18 protein-coding genes and 1 tRNA gene are annotated in these 20,605 nt (G+C 67.7%); 11 read left to right on the top strand and 8 right to left on the bottom strand.

Annotated elements, in window-relative coordinates; genetic code table 11:
• The first annotated feature begins 24 nt into the window (after window positions 1–24).
• From gspL to O3305_RS09005, 4 genes are all read left to right on the top strand, one after another.
• Window positions 25–1,044, top strand: coding sequence for a type II secretion system protein GspL (gspL, locus tag O3305_RS09020; protein WP_269576093.1), 1,020 nt, complete (start codon window positions 25–27; stop codon window positions 1,042–1,044).
• Window positions 1,041–1,538, top strand: coding sequence for a type II secretion system protein M (locus O3305_RS09015; RefSeq protein ID WP_269576092.1), 498 nt, complete (start codon window positions 1,041–1,043; stop codon window positions 1,536–1,538). Before gspL ends, O3305_RS09015 begins: the two co-directional genes overlap by 4 nt.
• Window positions 1,539–1,543: 5 nt before the next feature.
• Window positions 1,544–3,019 (top strand): type II secretion system ATPase GspE, encoded by a 1,476-nt coding sequence (gspE, locus tag O3305_RS09010; protein WP_493115826.1) that lies wholly within the window; start codon window positions 1,544–1,546, stop codon window positions 3,017–3,019.
• A 121-nt stretch (window positions 3,020–3,140) separates the two neighbouring features.
• Entirely contained in the window at window positions 3,141–4,367 is a 1,227-nt protein-coding gene (locus tag O3305_RS09005) for a type II secretion system F family protein (protein WP_269576090.1), read from the top strand.
• Between the two features lie 47 nt (window positions 4,368–4,414).
• On the opposite strand, the gene gspN is transcribed toward O3305_RS09005, so the two are convergent.
• Window positions 4,415–5,041, bottom strand: coding sequence for a type II secretion system protein N (gspN, locus tag O3305_RS09000; RefSeq protein ID WP_269576483.1), 627 nt, complete (start codon window positions 5,039–5,041; stop codon window positions 4,415–4,417).
• 89 nt (window positions 5,042–5,130) lie between these two features.
• Between gspN and O3305_RS08995 the strand changes: the two genes are divergently transcribed.
• The 3 genes from O3305_RS08995 (at window position 5,131) to O3305_RS08985 (ending at window position 7,692) form a co-directional block, all read left to right on the top strand.
• Window positions 5,131–6,171, top strand: coding sequence for a penicillin-binding protein activator (locus tag O3305_RS08995; protein ID WP_269576089.1), 1,041 nt, complete (start codon window positions 5,131–5,133; stop codon window positions 6,169–6,171).
• 76 nt (window positions 6,172–6,247) lie between these two features.
• Window positions 6,248–6,820, top strand: a complete 573-nt coding sequence (locus O3305_RS08990) for a PulJ/GspJ family protein (protein ID WP_269576088.1) — start codon at window positions 6,248–6,250, stop codon at window positions 6,818–6,820.
• On the top strand, window positions 6,817–7,692 hold the full coding sequence (locus O3305_RS08985) for a type II secretion system minor pseudopilin (protein ID WP_269576087.1): 876 nt from the start codon (window positions 6,817–6,819) through the stop codon (window positions 7,690–7,692). The genes O3305_RS08990 and O3305_RS08985 overlap by 4 nt, the downstream gene beginning before the upstream one ends.
• Window positions 7,693–7,703: 11 nt before the next feature.
• Here O3305_RS08985 and O3305_RS08980 read toward each other — a convergent pair whose 3' ends face one another.
• The 5 genes from O3305_RS08980 to O3305_RS08960 all read right to left on the bottom strand — a co-directional run bounded on the left by O3305_RS08980 (window position 7,704) and on the right by O3305_RS08960 (window position 11,826).
• The gene (locus tag O3305_RS08980; RefSeq protein WP_269576086.1) at window positions 7,704–8,345 is read right to left on the bottom strand and encodes a hypothetical protein; all 642 of its coding nucleotides are present in this window, start codon (window positions 8,343–8,345) and stop codon (window positions 7,704–7,706) included.
• A 166-nt stretch (window positions 8,346–8,511) separates the two neighbouring features.
• Complete coding sequence (locus tag O3305_RS08975) at window positions 8,512–8,802, bottom strand: type II toxin-antitoxin system RelE/ParE family toxin (RefSeq protein WP_269576085.1); 291 nt, start codon at window positions 8,800–8,802, stop codon at window positions 8,512–8,514.
• Window positions 8,795–9,040: a type II toxin-antitoxin system ParD family antitoxin gene (locus O3305_RS08970; protein WP_269576084.1), complete on the bottom strand. Its 246-nt coding sequence runs from the start codon at window positions 9,038–9,040 to the stop codon at window positions 8,795–8,797. Before O3305_RS08970 ends, O3305_RS08975 begins: the two co-directional genes overlap by 8 nt.
• A 70-nt stretch (window positions 9,041–9,110) precedes the next feature.
• Complete coding sequence (locus O3305_RS08965; protein ID WP_269576083.1) at window positions 9,111–10,436, bottom strand: sensor histidine kinase; 1,326 nt, start codon at window positions 10,434–10,436, stop codon at window positions 9,111–9,113.
• Window positions 10,426–11,826 carry a sigma-54-dependent transcriptional regulator gene (locus tag O3305_RS08960; RefSeq protein WP_269576082.1) on the bottom strand — a complete coding sequence of 467 codons (1,401 nt, stop codon included), beginning with the start codon at window positions 11,824–11,826 and terminating at the stop codon, window positions 10,426–10,428. The genes O3305_RS08965 and O3305_RS08960 overlap by 11 nt, the downstream gene beginning before the upstream one ends.
• Window positions 11,827–12,227: 401 nt before the next feature.
• Here O3305_RS08960 and O3305_RS08955 point away from each other — a divergent pair, with 401 nt between their 5' ends.
• The 4 genes from O3305_RS08955 (at window position 12,228) to pelA (ending at window position 18,274) form a co-directional block, all read left to right on the top strand.
• On the top strand, window positions 12,228–13,532 hold the full coding sequence (locus O3305_RS08955; RefSeq protein WP_269576081.1) for an efflux RND transporter periplasmic adaptor subunit: 1,305 nt from the start codon (window positions 12,228–12,230) through the stop codon (window positions 13,530–13,532).
• A gap of 20 nt (window positions 13,533–13,552) precedes the next feature.
• A complete protein-coding gene (locus O3305_RS08950) occupies window positions 13,553–14,233 on the top strand; it encodes an ABC transporter ATP-binding protein (protein ID WP_269576080.1) in 681 nt (226 codons plus the stop codon).
• Window positions 14,234–14,254: 21 nt separating this feature from the next.
• Complete coding sequence (locus O3305_RS08945) at window positions 14,255–16,750, top strand: FtsX-like permease family protein (protein WP_269576079.1); 2,496 nt, start codon at window positions 14,255–14,257, stop codon at window positions 16,748–16,750.
• Window positions 16,751–16,984: 234 nt separating this feature from the next.
• Window positions 16,985–18,274: a pectate lyase gene (gene pelA, locus O3305_RS08940; RefSeq protein WP_269576078.1), complete on the top strand. Its 1,290-nt coding sequence runs from the start codon at window positions 16,985–16,987 to the stop codon at window positions 18,272–18,274.
• A gap of 246 nt (window positions 18,275–18,520) precedes the next feature.
• Here the strand turns inward: pelA and O3305_RS08935 are convergent, their stop codons facing one another.
• Both O3305_RS08935 and O3305_RS08930 read right to left on the bottom strand, forming a co-directional pair.
• Window positions 18,521–20,383, bottom strand: a complete 1,863-nt coding sequence (locus O3305_RS08935; protein WP_269576077.1) for an ABC-F family ATP-binding cassette domain-containing protein — start codon at window positions 20,381–20,383, stop codon at window positions 18,521–18,523.
• Between the two features lie 95 nt (window positions 20,384–20,478).
• Window positions 20,479–20,555, bottom strand: a tRNA-Pro gene (locus O3305_RS08930).
• Window positions 20,556–20,605 lie beyond the last annotated feature (50 nt).

Below are 20,605 nucleotides of genomic sequence, written 5' to 3'. Positions count from 1 at the left end.
GCGGGTGACCGCCTGATAATAACCGTGCGCGATTGGCCCGCAACCATTCTCGTCCCCACCGGCCAGGTGCGCCTGCTCGCGGTGGACCTGCCGCTGCCCAGCCATGCCCGCCGCGTCGCGGCGCTGCCCTTCGCAATCGAGGACCGAATCGCCGAGCCGGTCGATTCGGTGCACATCGCGCTCGGCGAGCAGATCGCGCCCGGCCGCTATCTGGTCGGGATCGTCCGCCATGACGTGATGGCCCGCTGGGTCGCCCAGGCCGAGGAAGCCGGGATCGGCCATGCCGCGATGGTGCCCGACGTGCTAACCCTGCCGCGCCCGGCCGAGGGCTGGGCGGTTTCGCAGTCCGGCGGCCGTGCCGCGGTGCGCGATGCCGATGGCACCGGTTTCGAAGTCCCCGCGCCGCTGCTGCGCCCAGCCTGGGAAGCCGCCGATCGCCCGGGCATCATCAGCTATGGCGAGCCGCTGCCCGACGACATGCAGAAGGGCTCGGCTGCGCTCGACGTCGCTGCCTTCGGCCCCGCGGCCGGTGCCGCGGTCGCCGCGCTCAACCTGCGCCAGGGCGCCTATGCGGTCCGCAAGGTCGCCGGATCGAGCCTCTGGCGGAAATTCGCCTGGGTCGCCGCGATCGGTGCCGCCGCGCATGTCGTGATTGCGCTCGGTGACGTGATAATGCTGCGCAGTATCGCCGATCGGCGCGAGGCGGAGACCCGAGCAGCCGCGCTGGTCGCGGCGCCTGGCATCGCACTGGGCGACGATCTCGCCAATTCGATCACCGGCCTGCTGCCCACCGGCGGCGGCCAGGTGCCGCAGCTCTTCCTGCCGCTGGTCAACCGCGTCTCGGGTGCGCTCGGTCCGCTCTCCGGCGCTCTCACCGTCCGCGCTATGACATTCGAGGGCAGGCTGCTCACCCTCGATCTCGAAGCTTCGCCCGATATCGGCTTGCAGGGTCAGATCGAGTCCGCGCTCAAGGGCGCCGGGGTAGGGGCCCAGGTCGTGCGCTCGCCCGAAGGCGCGATCCGTATTACGGCGAGTGCCGCATGAGACTGATTCTCGCCCGCATGCCGGTGCTCGACGCCGTGCTGATCCGCTTCGATGGCTGGTGGAGCGGCCGCAGTCGCCGCGAGCAGGTCATGCTCACCGGCCTCGCGCTGTTCCTCGCCGCGCTGGTGCTGGTCTTCGGCATCATCAAGCCGCTCCAGTCCGCCCGCGCCTCGGCGCTGCAGGATATCCGCACCTATGAGACGCTCACCGCGCGCATCCGCGCCGCGGGCACGCTCTCCTCGGGCCAACCCCAGCGCCGCCAGGGCTCGCCGGCAGACGTGATCAACGGTTCGACCGGCAGCTTCGGCCTTACCGCCACGGTCGCACCCGTCACCGGCGGCGCCCGTGCAACGATCGCCGATGGCAGCTATGACAGTGTCATGGCCTGGCTCGCCGATCTCTCGGCAACCTCCAGCCTGCGGATCAAGCGGGTGGACATCCAGCGCACTGCTACCCCTGGTCGGGTCAGCGCCACCGTGGATTTCGGCGCATGAACGAGATGCTGATCCTGACCGACGACGCGCCCGCCTCGCTGCCCTACAGTTTCGCGCGCCGCAACGGCGTGCTCCTGCGCGTCACCGATGCCGGGCTGGAATGCGCCCACAAGGCGTCCGCCGCATTGGACGGCCTGCTCGAGGTCCAGCGCCTCGCGCCCGCCGCGCGCTTCGTCACCTTGCCCGACGAGGCGTTCGACGCCGCGCTCAGCGCCGCCTATTCGGGTGCCGGTGCCGCCGCCGATATCGATCTGGGCGACATGGACCTTGCCGCACTCGCCGACAGTGCTGCCTCCGTCGACGACCTGCTCGACACTCGCGACGACGCCCCCGTCATCCGCCTGATCAATGCGCTGCTGCTCGAGGCCGTGCGCGAAGGCGCCTCGGACGTGCATATTGAGACGCAGGAAAAGCGCCTCGTCGTCCGCTTCCGCATCGATGGCGTGCTGCGCGACATGATCGAGCCGCCGCGCGCGCTCGCGCCGCTGCTGGTCAGCCGCATCAAGGTGATGGCCAAGCTCGACATCGCCGAGCGCCGAATCCCGCAGGACGGTCGCGTGACGCTGCGCATCGGCGGCCATGACGTGGACGCCCGCGTCTCGACCATCCCAACCCAGCATGGCGAGCGCGTGGTGATGCGTCTGCTCGAAAAGGGCTCGCTGCGCCTCGACATGGAAGTGCTCGGCATGAGCGAGCGCGATCGGGGTGTCTTTACCCGCCTGCTCGAGCGCCCGCACGGCATGCTGCTCGTCACCGGCCCCACCGGCTCGGGCAAGACGACCACGCTCTACGCAGCGCTCAACAAGCTCAACGACCGCAAGCGCAACATCATGACGGTCGAGGATCCGATTGAATATGAGCTGGCCGGCATCGGCCAGACCCAGGTCAATCCGCGCACCGACATGACCTTCGCGCGGGGATTGCGCGCGATCCTGCGCCAGGATCCCGACGTCATCATGGTCGGCGAGATCCGCGATCAGGAGACCGCCCAGGTCGCCGTCCGCTCGTCGATGACCGGCCATTTCGTGCTCTCGACGCTCCACACCAACAGCGCGGTCGGCTCGGTCACCCGCCTGATCGACATGGGCGTCGAGCGCTATCTGCTTGCCCCGATGGTTGTCGGCCTCTGCGCCCAGCGCCTCGTCCGCAAGCTCTGCCAGAGCTGCGCTCGGCTCGACGAAGCGACCGAAGCGGATTCGCTCCTGCTCGGCGGCGCACTCAAGCCCGGCAAGAAGGTCTGGCGCGCGGTCGGCTGCGCTGAGTGTCATGACGAGGGCTATCGCGGCCGCGCCGGCCTCTACGAAGTCGTCGCCGTGGACGAGAAGTTCCAGAAGCTCATCCACGACGGCGCCTCCGAAGCCGAACTCGAAGCCCATGCCCGCAAGGAGAACCCCAGCCTGCTCGACGACGGCATCGCCAAGGTGAAGGCCGGCGTGACCACCGTCGAGGAAGTCGCCCGGGTGGTGAGGGACGAAGGGTGACCACGGTCCCCGCAAATATCTGTTCCCCGGCGCAAGCCGGGGCCCAGGGTTGCACGCGACACGCTGCTTCGCTCTGCGCTTCGGCTTTCGCCGTGGAACTGCGTAATTCGAGGCAGCGCTAGTGCCCGCCTACGCCTATCGCGCGGCTGACAAGACCGGCGCCGCCCGGAAGGGCATCATCGAAGCCTCCAGTCCCTCCGCCGCACGCGCAATGCTTCGCGAGCAGGCGCTGCTGCCGCTCTCGGTCGAGGTCGCAGCGGAGAAGGGCGCCAGCCTCGGCAGCATCCAGCTTCCCCGTTTCCGCCGCGCCGGTCTGTCGTCCAAGGCGCTGGCTACCGTCACCCGCCAGATCGCGACTTTGGTAGGCTCTGACATCGCGATCGAGGAATCACTACGCCTCGTCGCCACCCAGTCCGAACAGGCCGCGACCAGTTCGCTCCTGCTCGACGTCCGCGCCGCGATCCTCGACGGCCGCAGCTTCGCCGCCGCGCTGGCCCAGCATCCCAAGGCCTTCCCCGAATTCTACCGCGCCTCGGTCGCGGCGGGCGAGGCCTCGGGCAAGCTGCCCGACGTGCTCAACCACCTCGCCGAGTTCGTCGAGAACCGCCAGGCGAACGGCCAGAAGCTCCAGCTCGCCCTGATGTACCCCGCGCTGCTGGCGCTGGTGTCGATCGGCATGATGGCGCTGTTGCTCGTCTATATCGTCCCGGACATCGTGAAGGTGTTCGTCTCGCGCGGCGCCGAACTGCCCTTCCTCACCCGGGCGTTGATCGCGGTCAGCTGGTTCCTCCAGAATTTCGGGCTCTACCTGCTGCTCGGCATCGCCTTGGCGGCGCTGGTCTTCTTCCGTTGGGCCCGCGTGCCTGCCAACCGCCTGCGCATCGATCGCTTCTTCTCGGAGAAGCGCCCGTTCCGCCGGTTCAGCCGCCAGCTTAGTGCCGCCCGCTTCGCCGGCAGCCTCGCCACGCTGGTCGGCAGCGCCGTGCCGCTGGTCGATGCGCTCCATGCCGCCGCCGCGGTCACGCCCAATCGCTGGGTCCGCGAAAAGGCGATCGACGTCGCTACCCGGGTGCGGGAAGGCATCAGCCTGCGCGCCGCGATGAGCGAGGCGGGGGTCTTCCCCTCGATGCTCGTCGCGATCGTCGCCTCGGGCGAAAGCTCGGGCAAGCTCGCCCCCGCGCTCGGCCGCGCCTCGGACGAGCTTCAGCGCGAGCTCGACGCCCTCGTCTCCACCCTGGTCGCGCTGGTCGAGCCGCTGGTGCTGCTGGTGATGGGCGGGCTGGTGCTGATGATGGTGCTGGCGATCCTGTTGCCGATCATCAACCTCAATAACCTGGTTGGGCTCTAAGCCAGTTGCTTAGCTGTTCCCCCGGCTTTCGCCGGGGAGCAGTAGAGTCACATCTGCCCCTGCACCGTAACCCCGGCAGGCAGCCCGACGAACGGCAGCACCGCCGCACCGTCCGCAGTCATCGAGATCTCCAGCGCGCCGCTCTCGCTGAGCACCGCGGTCATCAGCGTCTTCATCCGCTGGGCCGAGGGTGCGACGCGGATCGTCGTGCGGTCGCCTACATGCTCGGCGGTGATCAGCAGGGCAGGGACCGCAACCGGTCCGCCGCCATTCTTCGCCCGGCAGCTGCCCGGATCGGTGGTGATCTTGCCATCCGCCATCCGCGCCCCGCCACCGCTCGCGATCCGCTGCATCTCCACCTGCATCGTCAGGCTGCAGGTGAAGGGCAGGTTGGGCTGCAGCGCCTTGAACAGGCTGGCATCTGCCGATCCGCTGACATGGTCGAGCACCGTCCGTCCGCCGAGATGCTGGAGCATCTGCCCGCCCAGGTCGGTGTCCGGCCCCGTCGCCTTCCAGTCGGCGGCAAAGGCCAGGCTGGTCAGCGAGCGTAGTGGCGCCATGTGCCAGGCGAAGGTCGCGCCGCCCGCGACACCCACTTCGCCGTTCCACACCGTGCCCGCCACGCCGGTACGCCACGGCGCGTTCCGGAAGATCACGCTCGCCGGCATCGTCACGAGCAAAGCGAGCAGATACGCCCCTATGCCGATCAGGGCGAAGAGGATAATAGACCGGCGTGACCCGCTTTCCCCTCCCAGAGTCGGCAATGGATCGACGGTCCCTGCTGAAGTCGCTGCAATCAGGACTGGTCGCGTCAGCGGCATCGGTCGTGCTTCCCTCTGTCGTCTTCGCAGCGGAGAAGAAGGACAAGCGTCCGATCGCCCTGCTGCTGCCGCTCACGGGGCCGCGAGCGCGGCTGGGCCTTAGCATGCGGCAGGCGGCGTTGCTCGCGGAAAACAATGCCTATGTGCAGAGCTTCGACACCGGCGGCACCGCGGCCGGCGCAGCTGCCGCGGCCGCCAAGGCGATCAAGCTCAAGCCCGCGCTGATCCTCGGCCCGCTCAGCGCGGAGGAAGTCCCCGCCGTCTCCAGCGCGATCGCCGGCCGCATCCCCGTGATCTCGTTCAGCAACGACTCCGTGCTGCGCGCGCCCGGCACCTGGATCTTCGGGATCACCGCCGGGCAGGTGACCACCGCGATCCTGCGCTATGCCCGCACCCGCGGCGTCAAGACCGTCACGATGATTGATGACGGCTCGCCCTGGAGCGCTGCCGCTGCGCTCGCTGCCGGCAAGGCCGAAGGCGAGCTCGGCATCACCGTCACCGTGCTTCAGGTGAAGCCCGGCCAGCCGCTGCCCAGCCCGGGCGAAGCGCCCGACGCGGTGCTGCTTCCCGGCTCGGGCGAGACCGTCCTCGCCGCCGCCCGCGCGCTCAAGGATACCGGCATCCAGCTGCTCGGCACCTTCCAGGGGCTCGACAACCGCCCGGCCGCGCTCGCCGCGCTCGAGGGCGCCTGGCTCGCCAGCCCGGATCCCAACGCCTTCGGCACCTTCGCCAGCGCCTTCCAGGCCCGCAACGGCGGCGATCCCGGCACGATCGCCGCACTCGCCTATGACGCCGCCGGCATCGCCAACACGCTGCGCGCCGACAATCGCCTCGGCATCGAGGGGCTGATGGACGCCAAGGGCTTCCACGGCGTCACCGGCCCGGTACGCTTCCGCACCGATGGCTCGGTCGCCCGCGACTTCGCGATCGTCGTCGCCGGCCCGACCGGCTACACCCCGGTGGCGTCGAGCTCGGGTTCCTAGGATTGTCGTGGCCAGCACCATCCTCCTCCAGCACCCCGGCGAAAGCCGGGGGCCAGGGTCAAGCAGGGCGTCGCCCGTGACTCTGGATCCCTGCCTGCGCGGGGATGAAGAAGGGGAGGGCGAAACCGGCTTCACCCTGATCGAGCTGATGATCTCGCTCGGCCTGTTCGCGCTGATCGCCGTCGCCGGCCTCGCGCTGGTCGACGGCATCATCAAGGTCCAGGGGCGCACCGAGAAGCGCCTCGATCGCCTTGCCGACCTCCAGCGCGCGATGTTCGTCGTGTCGAGCGATATCGACCAGATCTCGGTCGGCCGCGTCGAGGGCGGGGGCGAGAAGCTCAACTTCACCCGCGCCGCGCCCGGTTTCGGCGGGCCGGCGGTGCCGCTCCAATATTCGGTCGCCAACGGCAATCTCGTCCGCGGCTCGGGCGCGATGGTGCAGACCGTGGTCGGCGGCGTCGCCAATGTCCGCTGGCGCTTCTTCGACGGCACCGCCTGGAGCCCGCGCTGGCCGATGCGCGAGGAAGACAAGGACAAATGGCCCCGCGCGATCGAGATCGCCCTCCAGGCGACCGGTCCGGGCGGCACGCCGGGCGCGCTGCGCCGCGTCGTCACGCTGCCCGATCAGGCGGAGTATCCCAAGCCATGAGACGCCGCGAAGACGAAGCGGGGATGATCCTCGTCAACGTGCTGATGTTCGTCGCGATCGCGTCCGGACTTGTGCTATTGCTAATCAATCGCGAAGAAATCGCGCTCGATCGCGCCCTGCGGACCCGCGAGGCGGCCCGTGCCCTGGCCGTTGTCCGCGGCGGCGAACTCTCCGCCGTGGTCGCCCTCCGCCGCGACATGGTCGCCGCGCCCAATGAGGACAACCAGACCGAGCCCTGGGCGAAACTCTCCGAAAGCGCCGCCCCGATCGAGGGCGGCACCTTCGATCTCGCGATCGCCGATGCCGAGGGGCGCTTCAACCTTAACATGCTGCGCGGCGGCGATGCCGGCGCGATCGTGCTGTTCCAGACGATTGCCAAGGATGTCGGCCTGTCGGCGGAGGATGTGGTCAAGGCGGTCACCTATGTCCGCCTCTACGGGCCCGTCACCGATATCCGCCCGCTGCGCATGGCCGGGCTCGAGCCCCAGGCGACCGCCCGGCTCGAGCAACTGGTGACGGCGCTGCCCGGCACCACCGCGATCAACCTCAACGCAGCCGGTCCCGAGATGCTACAGGTCCTGTTCCGCGACCCGCTCGCCGCCCAGCGCCTCGCCGAGATCCGCGCCCGCAACGGCAAGCTCACCCTCAAGGATTTGGGCGACCTCAACCTCTCGCTCCCCTGGGGCACCGGCTTCCGCTCCAACACCTTCTGGGTCCGCACCCGCGCGACGATCGGCAGCACCAGCCAGCAGGCCGCGGTGCTGATCCAGCGCGTGCTGCGGCAGGACGGCAAGATCGCGGTGGGTGTGGTGGAGAGGTGGCGCGGCGCCAGCGTGCCGCCGGATGCGCCGGGGTTTGGGGCGGGGCGGTAGGAGAGTGCCGATTATCGCGACAGGTGCGCTTTCGCTTCCCAACAGATATTGTCCATCTCAAGTGTCGGAAGAGCTGCAGAGGTCAGGACAATGAAAACGCCCCCGCAGCCCAGCCTGACATCTTCGACTTTGCCGGTTAGTCGCTTCATGACCTGCTTCGCCGAAAGGCCAAAGCCGCGCTTGCAAAGGCTGTCCGAGAAGTAGGAGATAGGATCGATCCGGTAAATTGAACTTCGCGCATCCATCTTGAGGCGCCTTCTCTCCTCAAAATCCATGTAAATGAATTCATCGTCGGAGATGGTGGCCATATAGCCGCCAAATGCTTCCACATAATGTGGAAAGAAATCATACGCGAGCGCTCTATAGTCGATCTTCGATGGATTGAAGGTGAGGTCTATCCAGTCGTCATATGCGGCCTCGTCGCGGAAATACCTGCGATACTGGTAGACAACGTGGCCCTTGATGCCTTTCCCCAGAAACTTGGAAGCGGACAGAATGGCGACAAGTTCCGCTTCCGGGTCAGGCGCGAGCACGATGCCCGCCGCGCCCCATGGAGAGGGAAGGTTGGCGATGCCTTTCAGGAAACGATCGTGTTTCCGTTCGATCGGTTCATTCGTAAGCGCCACCGAGCGTACCTCAAGTCGATATTTCATTCGTCACCGGTTGCATGTCGCTCGATGTGTTGGTGGCAAAATTGCCGATGACGTTCGCATTGACAAGCAGTGCGCTTGCGTAAGGGCATCCGGGTGAAGTCGCTGTGCGGGCCAGGCTCGGCCAACGGCAGGGCGAGGCAGCGCTCTCTATTGGCGGCTCTGCCCGTTACAAATGCCGCCCAGCATCCATCCGCTGATGCAGGATACGAATGATCGCGATCCCATAAGCGGTCACCGTGAAATAGATGACATGCTGCTCCACGCCGCGCCGTCGATAGCCGGGCCGGATATGCGCACAGTCCTGCGCCTGTCGCGGCGCCTCGGCGAGCGCGGCGCAGGCGGCTTCGATAAGATCGGTATAGCGTAGCGCCTGCGGCAAGTCCCAACGATCGGCGGTATAATCGAACACTTCCTCGAGATCGCGCTGCGCTCCCGGGCTGAGCCGATATTCAGCCATATTGCTCGGCCTTGCGTCGCTTGAATGCCGCGAAGTCGAAAGGCTCGGGCTCTCCGCTGCGCTCGCCTTCGATCAGCGCCAGGCGGACGCTCTCCATCTCGAACCTGCGTTCCTGCTCGCGGCGAATGAGATCGCGGATTGCCTCGCTGTCGTTGGTATAATGGCCGGCATCGATCTGGGCACCGATCCAGGCGTCCTGCTGCTCGGTCAGGGTGATCGTCTTTCGCACGGTTGCCATGGCAACCTCCATAATCATACTATTGGTGTAATTTAGCACATCTGGGAGGCTTTAAAAGGGGGCGTCGCCCCTACAACAATATCCGGAACACCGCCCCGCCACCTACGGCATCGCCCACGTCAATACTCCCGCCATGCGCCACCACGATCTGCCGCGCCAGGTTCAGCCCCACGCCCGTCCCCGTCGCGCGGGTGGTGAAGAAGGGCAGGAACACGTCCTGCCGCAGCCCCGCGGGCACGCCGGGGCCATTGTCCTCCACTTCGATCACCAGCGCGTCATGCTCGGCGAACAGGCGCAGCGCCAGCCGGGGCGGGTGGTCCTGGCCGGCCATCGCCTGCGCCGCGTTCTGCAGCAGGTTGATCAGCACCTGGGCGAGCAGATCGGGATCGGCCTCCAGCGCCAGCCGTGCCGGGGTCACCTCGATCGTCAGCGGCACCTCGGGCTCGCGTGCCGCGAAGATGCGGCCCAGTTCCTCGGCCCAGGGCTGGGCGGCGAAGGTCTGGCGCTGCAGCTCCGGCGTGTGCGCCACCGCGCGATAGGCTTCGATGAAATGCCCCAGCCCATGCGCGCGCCGGGCGAGGGTGGAGACCGCCGCCCGCGCATCGCCAATCCGCGGGTTGCCTGCCAGTTCGGGATCGTCGAGCAGGTCCGCCGCCGTCGCCGCCAGCGAGGTCACCGGGGTCAGCGAGTTGAGGATCTCATGCGTCAGCACGCGCACCAGGTCGGTCTGCGCCGCCATTTCCACGGCATCCAGCGTCCCCTGGATCGGCTGTACCGTCACCGCGCGGATGCTGCGGCCGAGCCGCTCCAGCGTACCCGAGCGGACCAGCACGCGCTGCGTCCGCCCCTCGATCGCCAGCAGCAGGATCTCCTCGGCCGCATCGCCGCCCGCCAGCCGCTTTGCCAGGGTCGCGCCATAGACGGCATAATCCTCCGCCCGCGTGCCCGGCGCGCCGCGGAACAGCCGCCGCGCCGCCTTGTTGGCCGGGTCGACATGGCCTTCGCCGTCGATGGTCAGCAGCGCCACCGGCATGTCGTCGACCAGCGCCTCGAGGAAGCGCATCTCCGCCGCGCTCGCCATCTGGCGCTCGCGCAGCCGGTCCATCGCCCCGTCCAGCGCCGCGCCCAGCGCCTCGAATCCGCCGCCATGGGTGCCGCCGAAGCGGGCCGAGGTGTCGTCGAAGCGCAGCGCCTCGACGAAGCGGGCGAGCGCGACATTGGTGCGCGACACCAGCCGCCACATCCCCCAGAGCGCGCCCGCGACCAGCAGCAGCGCGACGATCCGCGCGGCGCCCAGCCCGGGGGTGAGGAAGCTCAGCACGGCCGCCGTCACCGCCGCGGCCAGCGCGGCGATCCAGGCGATCAGGCCCAGGGTGAAGCGCCGGTCAAAGCCCATGCTTCTCCATCCGGCGATAGAGCGCGGCGCGCGACAGGCCGAGCTCGTTGGCGGCCAGCGAGATATTATAGCCGTGCTTCTTCAGCGCCTCCTCGACCAACCGGCGTTCGACGCGCTCGAGGTTGAGGTCGTCGCTCGGCCCGGGCGGGCGGGGCGGGGTGATCGCGGTGGCGGGCACGACGCGCGGCATCGCGCGGACCAGCGCGAAGTCCTCGGGCTCCAGCGCCTCTTCGCGCGCCAGGATCACAGCGCGCTCCAGCGCGTGGCGCAGCGCGCGGACATTGCCCGGCCAGTCATGGTCGAGCAGCGCCATCCGCGCCGCCGGGCTGAGCTGCGGCACCGGCCGGCCATAGCGCCTGGCGTAGTGCTGGAGATAATGCTCGATCAGCTGCGGCACGTCCTCGCGGCGGTCGCGCAGCGGCGGAAGGTCGATCTCCACCGTGTTGAGGCGGAACAGCAGGTCCTGCCGGAAATGGCTCTCGTCGCGCAGCTTCTCGGGTGGGAGGTTGGTCGCGGCGATCACACGGATATTGACCGGCACCGGCTTGTTGGCGCCCACCGGTGTCACCTGGCGCTGCTCGAGCACGGTGAGCAGCTTGGGCTGCAGCCGCAGCGGCAGATTGCCGATCTCGTCGAGGAACAGCGTGCCCCCGTCCGCCGCCTGGATACGGCCGACCCGGTCGGTCCGCGCGTCGGTGAAGGCGCCCTTCACATGGCCGAAGAGTTCGCTGTCGATCAGCTCCTCGCTCACCGCGCCCAGGTCGACGGTGAGCATCACCTGGTTCGCCCGCAGTGACTGGCGGTGCAGCTCGCGCGCGACCAGTTCCTTGCCGGTGCCGTTCTCGCCGAGCACCAGCACATTGGCGTCGGTCGGCGCGGCGCGGCTGATCAGCGAATGCACCCGCGCCATCGCGGGCGAACCGCCGAGCAGGGGCGAGGCGCCCGCCTGCGCCGCCGGGGCGGGGGCTGCGCTCCCGCCGCCCACGGCCTTGCGCGAGCGGCGCAGCGAAGCGGCGGTGCGCACGGTCGCCAGCAATTTCTCGTTCGACCAGGGCTTGGAGACGAAGTCGGTCGCCCCGCGCTTCATCGCCGAGACCGCGACCTGCACCCCGCCATGCGCGGTGATCATCACCACTACCATCTCGGGATCGACCGCGAGCAGCTTGTCGAGAAAGGCCAGTCCCTCGCTCGCGTCCGTAGCGCCGCGCGCGAAGTTCGCGTCGAGCAGCACCGCGTCGGGCGTGCGCGCCTGTACCAGCGGCAGCGCCTCGTCGGGGCTGCGCACCGCCTCGACATCCTTGAACAGCCGCCGCAGCAACAGCCGCGACGCCATCAGGATATCGTCGTCGTCGTCGATCACGACGCAGAAATCGAATTCCGGATCGCCCATGCTGCCCACTCCCGTACAGTTACTGTGCGGAACCGGACAATCAAATTGCGTGCCAAGCCACGGTCCCCCCGAAAGCGCAATTGGCACGGGACATGCTGACACTGGGATGAACGGCGCATCCGCCGGCGGAGGAAAATCGTGCAGCGGTCGGCAGGGGGAATGCGCAAGGGAGTGGTGATCGCGGTGGCGATCCTCCTCCTGTGCCTGCCCCGCGCACCCCTGGGGATCGATCTCCGCATGGACGGCGCCGGCGGCCATGCCGTGCTTCGGCTCGGCATCACATCGTTACGGATAGCGTTCGATTCCGGACGCGCCTGTCCGAAATCGAACACTTGCCACGCCGCCGCCGATCCTCGGCCCGAGGGAGCGGGGCTGGCACGGCACTTGCGAGGATTGGGGGCATGACAGTGCTACGGATGCAGAAGGAAAAGGCGGGCGCCGTCTCGGGCAGCGGGATGGACCAGGTGGTCGAGAAGCGCGCGCTCTCCACGCGCCTCAAGGTCGCGCTCGGCGTGGTCGCCGCCGCGCTGGCCGTCGCCGCCTTCTGGTGGTTCGCCCCGTCGGGCGCTAGCCAGACCGTGACGATGGACCGCGTGACCATCTCCAATGTCACGCGCGGCACCTTCGACGATTTCATGCCGCTGCGTGCCCGCGTTACGCCGCTGCTGACCGTCTATATCGACGCGGTCGAGGGCGGCCGGGTCGAGAAGATGCTGGTCGAGGACGGCGCCACCGTCGCCGCCGGCCAGCCGATCGCGCTGCTGTCGAACGCCGAGCTCCAGCTCTCCACGCTCGCCCGCCAGACCGAAGTCGAGCAGCAGATCAACAACATGCGCAGCCAGGAGCTGTCGCTGGCCCAGACCCAGCTTTCCAACGAGCGCGCCGTGCTCGCCGCACAGACCGCCTATGAGAAGGCCCGCCGCCAATATGAGCGCGAAAAGCCGCTCGCCGACAAGGGCTTCGTCTCGGGCAAGCAGTTCGCCGATACCGAGGCCGATTACGAACTGAGCCAGCGCAACCTGGCGGCCCTCAAGCGCAGCCAGAGCACCGATGCCCGCCTCCAGGGCAGCCAGCTCACCCAGCAGCAACAGGCGGCAAAGTCGATGCAGTCCGGCCTCGCCATCGCCCGCGCCAATCTCGATGCGCTCCAGCTGCGCGCGCCGGTCGCCGGCCAGCTCTCGGGCTTCTCGGTCCAGGTCGGCCAGTCGCTCGGCCGTGGCGAGCGCGTCGGCCAGATCGACAGCCCCGGCCGCAACAAGCTGATCGCCGGCGTCGACGAATTCTATCTCGGTCGCGTCCAGATCGGCCAGAAGGCGGCGCTCGACTGGAACGGCAAGCGCTACGGCGCGAAGGTCACCAAGATCTATCCCCAGGTGCAGAACGGCCAGTTCCAGGTCGATCTCCAGTTCACCGACGGCGAACCGCCCCAGCTCCAGCGCGGCCAGACGATGCAGGCCCGCCTCACGCTCGGCGATTCCGCCCCGGCGCTGCTGATCCCCAACGGGGCCTTCTACAGCGATACCGGCGGCGCCTGGGTGTTCGTGGTCGCCCCCGGCGGCGGCAGCGCGGAGAAGCGCAACGTCCGCCTCGGCCGCCGCAACAGCGATTTCATCGAGGTGCTCGACGGCCTCGAACCCGGCGAGCGGGTGATCACCTCGCCCTATACCGGCCTCACCGACAAGACGCGCCTGGACCTCACCAAATGACGAACCAGAAAGGGAATCCGATGCTGCAGATGCGCGAACTCTCCAAGGTCTACCGCACCGACACGGTGCAGACGACGGCGCTCGACGCGATCGACCTCGAAATCGCCCAGGGCGAGTTCGTCGCGATCATGGGCCCCTCGGGCTGCGGCAAGTCGACCCTGCTCAACATGATCGGCATGCTCGATAGCCCGTCCTCGGGATCCTATCTGTTCAACGGCCAGGAAGTCGCGGGGCTCTCCGAGAGCAAGCTCGCCGATGTCCGCAAGGAGAATATCGGCTTCATCTTCCAGAGCTTCAATCTGGTCGACGAGCTGAGCGTCCGCGACAATGTCGAGCTCGCCCTGCTCTATCACAATGTCCCCGCCGCCGAGCGCAAGCGCCGCGTGGACGAGGTGATGGACCGCACCGGCATCGCCCACCGCGCCAAGCATCGCCCCAGCCAGCTCTCGGGCGGCCAGCAGCAGCGCGTCGCCGTCGCCCGCGCGCTCGTCGCCAGCCCGAAGCTGATCCTGGCGGACGAGCCGACCGGCAATCTCGACACCCAGCATGGCGAGGAAGTGATGCACATGCTGCAGACGCTGAATGCCGAGGGCTCGACGATCGTGATGGTCACCCACTCGCCCGCGCATGCCGATTATGCCGGCCGCATCGTCTCGATGCTCGACGGCCGCGTCCTCCAGGAACGCCGCCGCGCGGCCTGATCGAAAAGGGGGAGAAAGCCCATGTGGCGCAATTATCTGACGGTCGGCCTGCGCGCGCTCGCGAAGAACCGCACCTATGCCTTCATCAACCTGTTCGGGCTGGCGATCGGCCTGGCCGCCTGCCTGCTGATCCTGCTCTACGTCCAGTATGAGCGCAGCTATGACGACTGGCTGCCCGATGCGAAGCGCACCTATCAGCTCCAGGTCTATTATGAGAGCAAGACCAACGGCGACAAGTTCCAGAACCAGGGCGCGCCCTATGTGACCAAGGCGGCGCTGCTCAAGGATTTCCCGCAGATCGAGAGCGCCACCTATATGGGCGGCCCGCCGCTCACCCTGATCAAGGATGGCCAGGCAACGGTCGTCGATGACGGGCGACTGGTCGACAGCGCCTTCCTCGACACGATCGCGCTGCCGATGGCCCAGGGCGACAGCAAGGCGCTCTCGCGCCCGGGCACCGTGGTGATGAGCGAGTCGGAAGCGGTCCGCATCTTCGGCTCGAAGAACGTCGTCGGCCGCACGGTGACGCTGCTCACCGCCGGGCGGAAGGACGATTATCGTATCACCGGCGTGTTCAAGGACGTCCCGAAGAAGTCGCACCTGACCGGCAAGATGTTCGCCCGTGCCGACTTCCCCAGCATGTTCCCGGAAGACAATGGCTATCTCACCAGCTGGGGTTGGACCTCGGGCTGGGTCTATGTGAAGCTGCGCCCGGGCACCGATGTCGCCACGCTCAACAACCAGATGGACGCCTGGGAAAAGCGCAACATCCCGGACGAGACCTTCAACGGCAAGAAGGTAAATGCCGGTGACGAGCGCACCTTTGCCCTGGTCGCGGCACCCGATGTGCATCTCGGCCGTGCCACCGGTTCCGGGATGGCGCCGGGCAACGACGTGCAGACTATCGCCACCTTCGCGGTGATCGCGCTGCTGATCCTTGCCATGGCCTGCATCAACTTCACCAACCTCGCCACTGCCCGCGCCAGCCAGCGCGCCCGCGAAGTGGCGCTGCGCAAGGTCCTCGGCGCCACGCGCCGGCAGCTGATGGCCCAGTTCCTCGGTGAATCGGTGCTGCTCGCCACGATCGCGATGCTGCTCGCGCTGGCGGTGGTCGAGATCGCGCTGCCCTGGTTCGGCAACTTCCTCGATGCCGATCTCGAGCTGCATTATTTCGGTCATGGCGGGCTGATCCTGCCGATGATCGGCCTAGTGCTGCTCGTCGGCGCGGCGGGTGGCCTCTATCCGGCCTTCTATCTCTCCCGCTTCCAGCCGGCCCGTGTGCTCAAGGCGAACAAGTCGGCGTCCGACGCGGAAGGCTCCGGCCGGCTGCGCAGCGCGCTGGTGGTGATCCAGTTCGCCGTCTCAATCGGCCTGATCATCTGCACCGCGGTGATCTATGCCCAGAATGTCTACGCGCGCTCGCTCGATCCGGGATACAAGCGTGCTGGCCTGATCCAGCTCGCCGGTGTCGGCTCCCGCATCCTCGAGCCCCAGGCCGATGCGCTCACCCGCGCGATCGCGCAGGTCCCCGGCGTGGAATCCAGTGGCCGCACGATGATCGGCGTCATCACTGGCCAGTCCTCCACCACCGGCGTGGTCGTGCCGGGGCGCGAGGATCCCGTGGATATGGGCATCTACGGCGTCGATGCCGGCTTCTTCCCCACCATGCAGATCCGCACCATTGCGGGCCGGGTGTTCGACGAGCGGCCCGCCGACGACATGACCACCCCGGTGCCGGAGGATCCGGCGGCCGAGCGGGCGCTGGTCGCGCGCGGCGGGCATATCGTCATCAACGAGAGCGGCGTGAAGCGCCTCGGCTTCAAGACCGCTCAGGACGCGATCGGCAAGACGATCCGCTACGGCGTGAAGGACGAATATGGGGGGATGATGAACCTCACCATCATCGGTGTCGTCGCCGATGTCCGCTTCCGCACCGTCCGTGCCGCGATCGAGCCGACCATGTACCTGCTCGACAAGCATAATGTGAACTGGCTGGTCGCGCGCTTCCACGGCGATCCGCGCACGGTCCGCGCGGGCATCGAGCAGGTCTGGCGCCGCTACGCCCCCGATCTGCCCTTCGATGCCACGCTGGCCGACGACATCATCGCCCGTGCCTATGAGAAGCTCGATGCCCGGGCGCAGATGTTCGGCATGTTCGCGATCCTCGCGGTGGTGATCGGCTGTCTCGGCCTGTTCGGTCTGGCTGCCTTCACGGCGGAGCGGCGGACCAAGGAGATCGGCATCCGCAAGGTGCTGGGCGCGCGCACCAGCGACATCGCCCGGCTGCTCGTCTGGCAGTTCACCCGCCCGGTGGTGATCGCCAACATCATCGCCTGGCCGGTGGCTTGGTGGCTGATGCGCGAGTTCCTCAACGCCTTCGATGCCCGCATTTCGCTCACTCCGGTGCCGTTCATCGGCGCCAGCCTGCTCGCGCTGGCGATCGCGGTGCTCACCATCGGTGCCCACGCCATCCGCGTGGCGCGCACCAATCCGGTTCATGCCCTGCGCTACGAGTAGGCGCGTCAGTTCGGGGTCATGAAGGGCGGGCGAGGGGGCAACCCCTCGCCCGTTTTTCGTTGGACTCCGTCCCCGGACACCACCCAGGCGTCATCCCGGCGAAAGCCGGGATCTCAGGCGAAGGCGCAAGGAAGGAGCCGCACGAGATCCCGGCTTTCGCCGGGATGACGGAGGGGGATTTACCCAAACCCACAGCGCGCTATCCTCCGCCCAATACCAAAATCGGGAGGGGACATGATTCGTATCGCAAAGATCGCTCTGTTCGCAGCTGCAGCGATGACACCGGTGGCATATGCCGCGGTCGAAGTAATCGGCAAGATGACGCCGGCCGAGCCGATCACGCATGCGCGGATCGCGACGCTGCCGATCGGCCAGCAGCGCGCCTGGAACGTCTATCTCGACAAGTCGGTCGGGCTGATGGAGGCCGATAAGGCCGCGCTCGCAGCCGAGCGCGCCGACGGCACCTTGCCCACGCCCGTATCGCCGCCCACCGGTCCTTCGGGCGGCAGCGGCATGCCGCTCGACAAGCCGGCCGGCTGGTATGCGGGTGCCGATGCGCGCCATGTCGCCGACAATATCGTCAGCTTCCAGACGCCTGCCGGCGGCTGGGGCAAGAATGTCGATCGCACCGGCCCGGTCCGCGCGCGCGGCGAGCATTATGTGCCGATCGAGAAGCTGCCGGCCAATGCGAAGTCCGACATGTCGGACGAGAATTGGAGCTATGTCGGCACGATCGACAACAACGCCACCACCACCGAGCTGCGCTTCCTCGCCCGCGCCCAGGCCGCCGCGCCGGGTGCCGAGGGCAATGCCTATCGCGAGAGCTTCCTCAAGGGCATCCGCTATCTGCTGAACGCCCAGTTCCCCAATGGCGGCTGGCCCCAGGTCTATCCGCTCCAGGGCGGATATCATGATGCGCTCACTTTCAACGACGATGCGCTCTCGTCGGTGGTGGGCGTGCTGGCCGAGGTGGCGCGCCACCAGGGCGATTACGCCTTTGTATCGGACCAGCTCGCTCTGGAAGCCAAAGCTGCCTGCAACAAGGCGATCCAGCTGATTCTCAAGACTCAGGTGGTTATCGACGGCAAGCGCACGGTGTGGGGTCAGCAGCATGACGCGCTCACCCTGGCGCCGGCGGGCGCCCGGAACTTCGAACCAGTCGCACTGTCCTCGGATGAGAGCGCCGACCTCCTGGTCTTCCTGATGAAGCAGGCGGGGCGCTCGCCCTCGGTCGACGCGGCGGTGGCGGACGGGGTCAACTGGCTGAAGGCGCACGCGATTCAGGGCTTCGTGTTCGAAAAGGGGCCGGACGGCCGCAAGCTCGTCGCCAGGCCCGGCGCCGGCCCGATCTGGTCGCGCTACTATGACATCCAGACCGGCAAGCCCATCTTCGGCGACCGGGACCGTACGATCCATACGGACGTGAACGAACTCAGCGCCGAGCGCCGCAACGGCTATAGCTGGTACAATAACGGCCCGGCCAAGGCCCTGGCGACCTACGACAAATGGGTGGCGAAGAAGTAACGGGGACGATCCGTCACCCCGGCTTTCGCCGGGGTGACGAATTACCTGTCCTACACGCGCGTGTTCCGCTAATGTTCCAGCGTCCCGCAAGGGCCGCTCTTTGAACCGTCAGGGAACCCGCGCAAACATTCGCGCATGGAAGCGTATGCAGATGCACCGCCTCCGCGCACCGCGAACCATATCGAAAACCGCGCGCGCAACACCGCGAGGCGCGCAACTTACGCCAACATCGGCGACTGGAAGCGTCTAGTTCGCCGATTCCAGCGTCTCGGTTGCCCGCAGCCAGGTCGCCTCGGCCTCTTCCAGCTGCGCCTCGACCTCGCCGCGCCGCTTCATCAGGTCGCCCATCGACAGCGTCTTGAGCCATTTGGGCGGCTTGCCGGCCAGTGCCGCGTCGATTTCCGCCAGCGATTTCTGTGCCTTGGCGATGGCATCCTCGGCGTCGCTCACCGCCTTGCGCAGCCCGGTCGAGGACTCGCGCGCCTGGGCGGCGGCGCGGCGCTCTTCCTTCTTGTCGCCCGATGCGCCGGGGCTGCCGGGCACCGGCTTGCCCGAGACGACGAAGGCCGCATAGTCCTCGATCGTCCCGTCATATTCGCGGGCGGTGCCGCCATCGACTAGGAACAGCCGGTCGGCGACCAGCTCGAGCATGTGCCGGTCGTGGCTGACCAGCACCACGGCGCCCTTGAACTCGGCGAGCGCCTGGACCAGCGCCTCGCGGGTGTCGACGTCCAGGTGGTTGGTCGGTTCGTCGAGGATCAGCAGGTGCGGGGCGTTATGGGTGACCAGCGCCAGCGCCAGTCGCGCGCGCTCGCCGCCCGAAAGCTTGCCGACCTTGGTCAGCGCCTTGTCGCCCGAAAAACCGAAGCGGCCCAGCTGGTTGCGCACTTGCACCGGCGTCGCGGCCTTCATCACCCGGCCCATCGTCTCCACCGGCGTGGCGTCGGGATCGAGCTCCTCGACCTGGTACTGGGTGAAATAGCCGACCGTCAGCTTGGTGGCGGTGGTCATCTCGCCGGCCATCACCGGCAGCTCGCCGGCGATCATCCGGGCGAGCGTGGTCTTGCCGTTGCCGTTGCGGCCGAGCAGCGCGATCCGGTCGTCGGGATCGAGCCGCAGCCCCAGCCGCGACAGGATCGGCTTGCCTTCCTCATAGCCGACCGCGGCATGGTCGAGCGTCAGCAGCGGCGGGCGCAGGCCCTGTGGATTGGGGAAGTCGAAGCGCATGCTCGGATCCTCGGCCACCGCCGCGATCGGCTGCATCCGCTCCAGCGCCTTGACGCGGCTCTGCGCCTGCTTGGCCTTGCTCGCCTTGGCCCGCCAGCGATCGACGAACGCCTGCAGCTTCTCGCGCTCGGCGACCTGCTTCTCGCGCGCCGCCGCCTGCTGCGCCATCCGCTCGGCCCGCTGCCGCTCGAACGCGTCATAGCCGCCGACATAGAGCGTGGTCTGGCCGCGATCGAGGTGGAGGATATGGTCGGCGACATTGTTGAGCAGGTCGCGCTCATGGCTGATCAGCAGGATCGTGCCGCGATAGGCGCGCAGGAAGCCCTCGAGCCACATCACCGCTTCGAGGTCGAGGTGGTTGCTAGGCTCGTCGAGCAGCAGGATGTCGGGGTTGAGGAACAGCAGCGAGGCGAGCGCCACGCGCATCCGCCAGCCGCCCGAGAAGCTGTCCATCGGCCGCGCCTGCATCGCGTCGTCGAAGCCCAGGCCCTTCAGGATCCGTCCGGCGCGGGCAGGGGCCTCATAGGCGTCGATCTGGTCGAGCCGTTCGTAGATATGCCCCAGCCGGTCGGGATCGTCCTGCGTCTCGGCCTCGAGCAGCAGCGCGGCACGTTCGACATCGGCTTCGAGCACGGTGTCGAAGGCGCTGGTCTGGCCGCTCGGCGCGTCCTGGCGAAGATAGCCGAACCGGGCCTGGCGCGGGATGTCGACCGAGCCGTTGTCGGTCTCGATCATCCCGGCGATCGCCTTCATCAGCGTCGATTTGCCGGCGCCGTTGCGGCCGATGAAACCGACGCGGGCACGGGGCGGGATCGCCGCAGAAGCGTTCTCGATGATCGCACGGCCGCCAAGCCGGATGGTGATGTCGCGGAAGGAAAGCATGCGCGGGCGCCTAGCAGCAGATGAAGGCGCACCCAAGCGCTCCGTGACCCCTGGTGGTCACTTCGCTTAAAGTGCTGATTTAGCGGGAATTAAAATGGTCGGGGAAAGAGGATTCGAACCTCCGGCCCCTGCCTCCCGAAGACAGTGCTCTACCAGGCTGAGCTATTCCCCGACCGGCGCCTCCGGGGCGAACCCCGACTGCGAGGGGGCGCCTATAACCAC

The sequence above is a fragment of the Sphingomonas sp. NIBR02145 genome (genome assembly GCF_027359115.1).
GTDB classification, from domain to species: domain Bacteria; phylum Pseudomonadota; class Alphaproteobacteria; order Sphingomonadales; family Sphingomonadaceae; genus Sphingomonas; species Sphingomonas kyeonggiensis_A.
The sequence above is the reverse complement of the archived record's forward strand: the minus strand, read 5'-3'. Positions and strand labels throughout refer to the sequence as shown.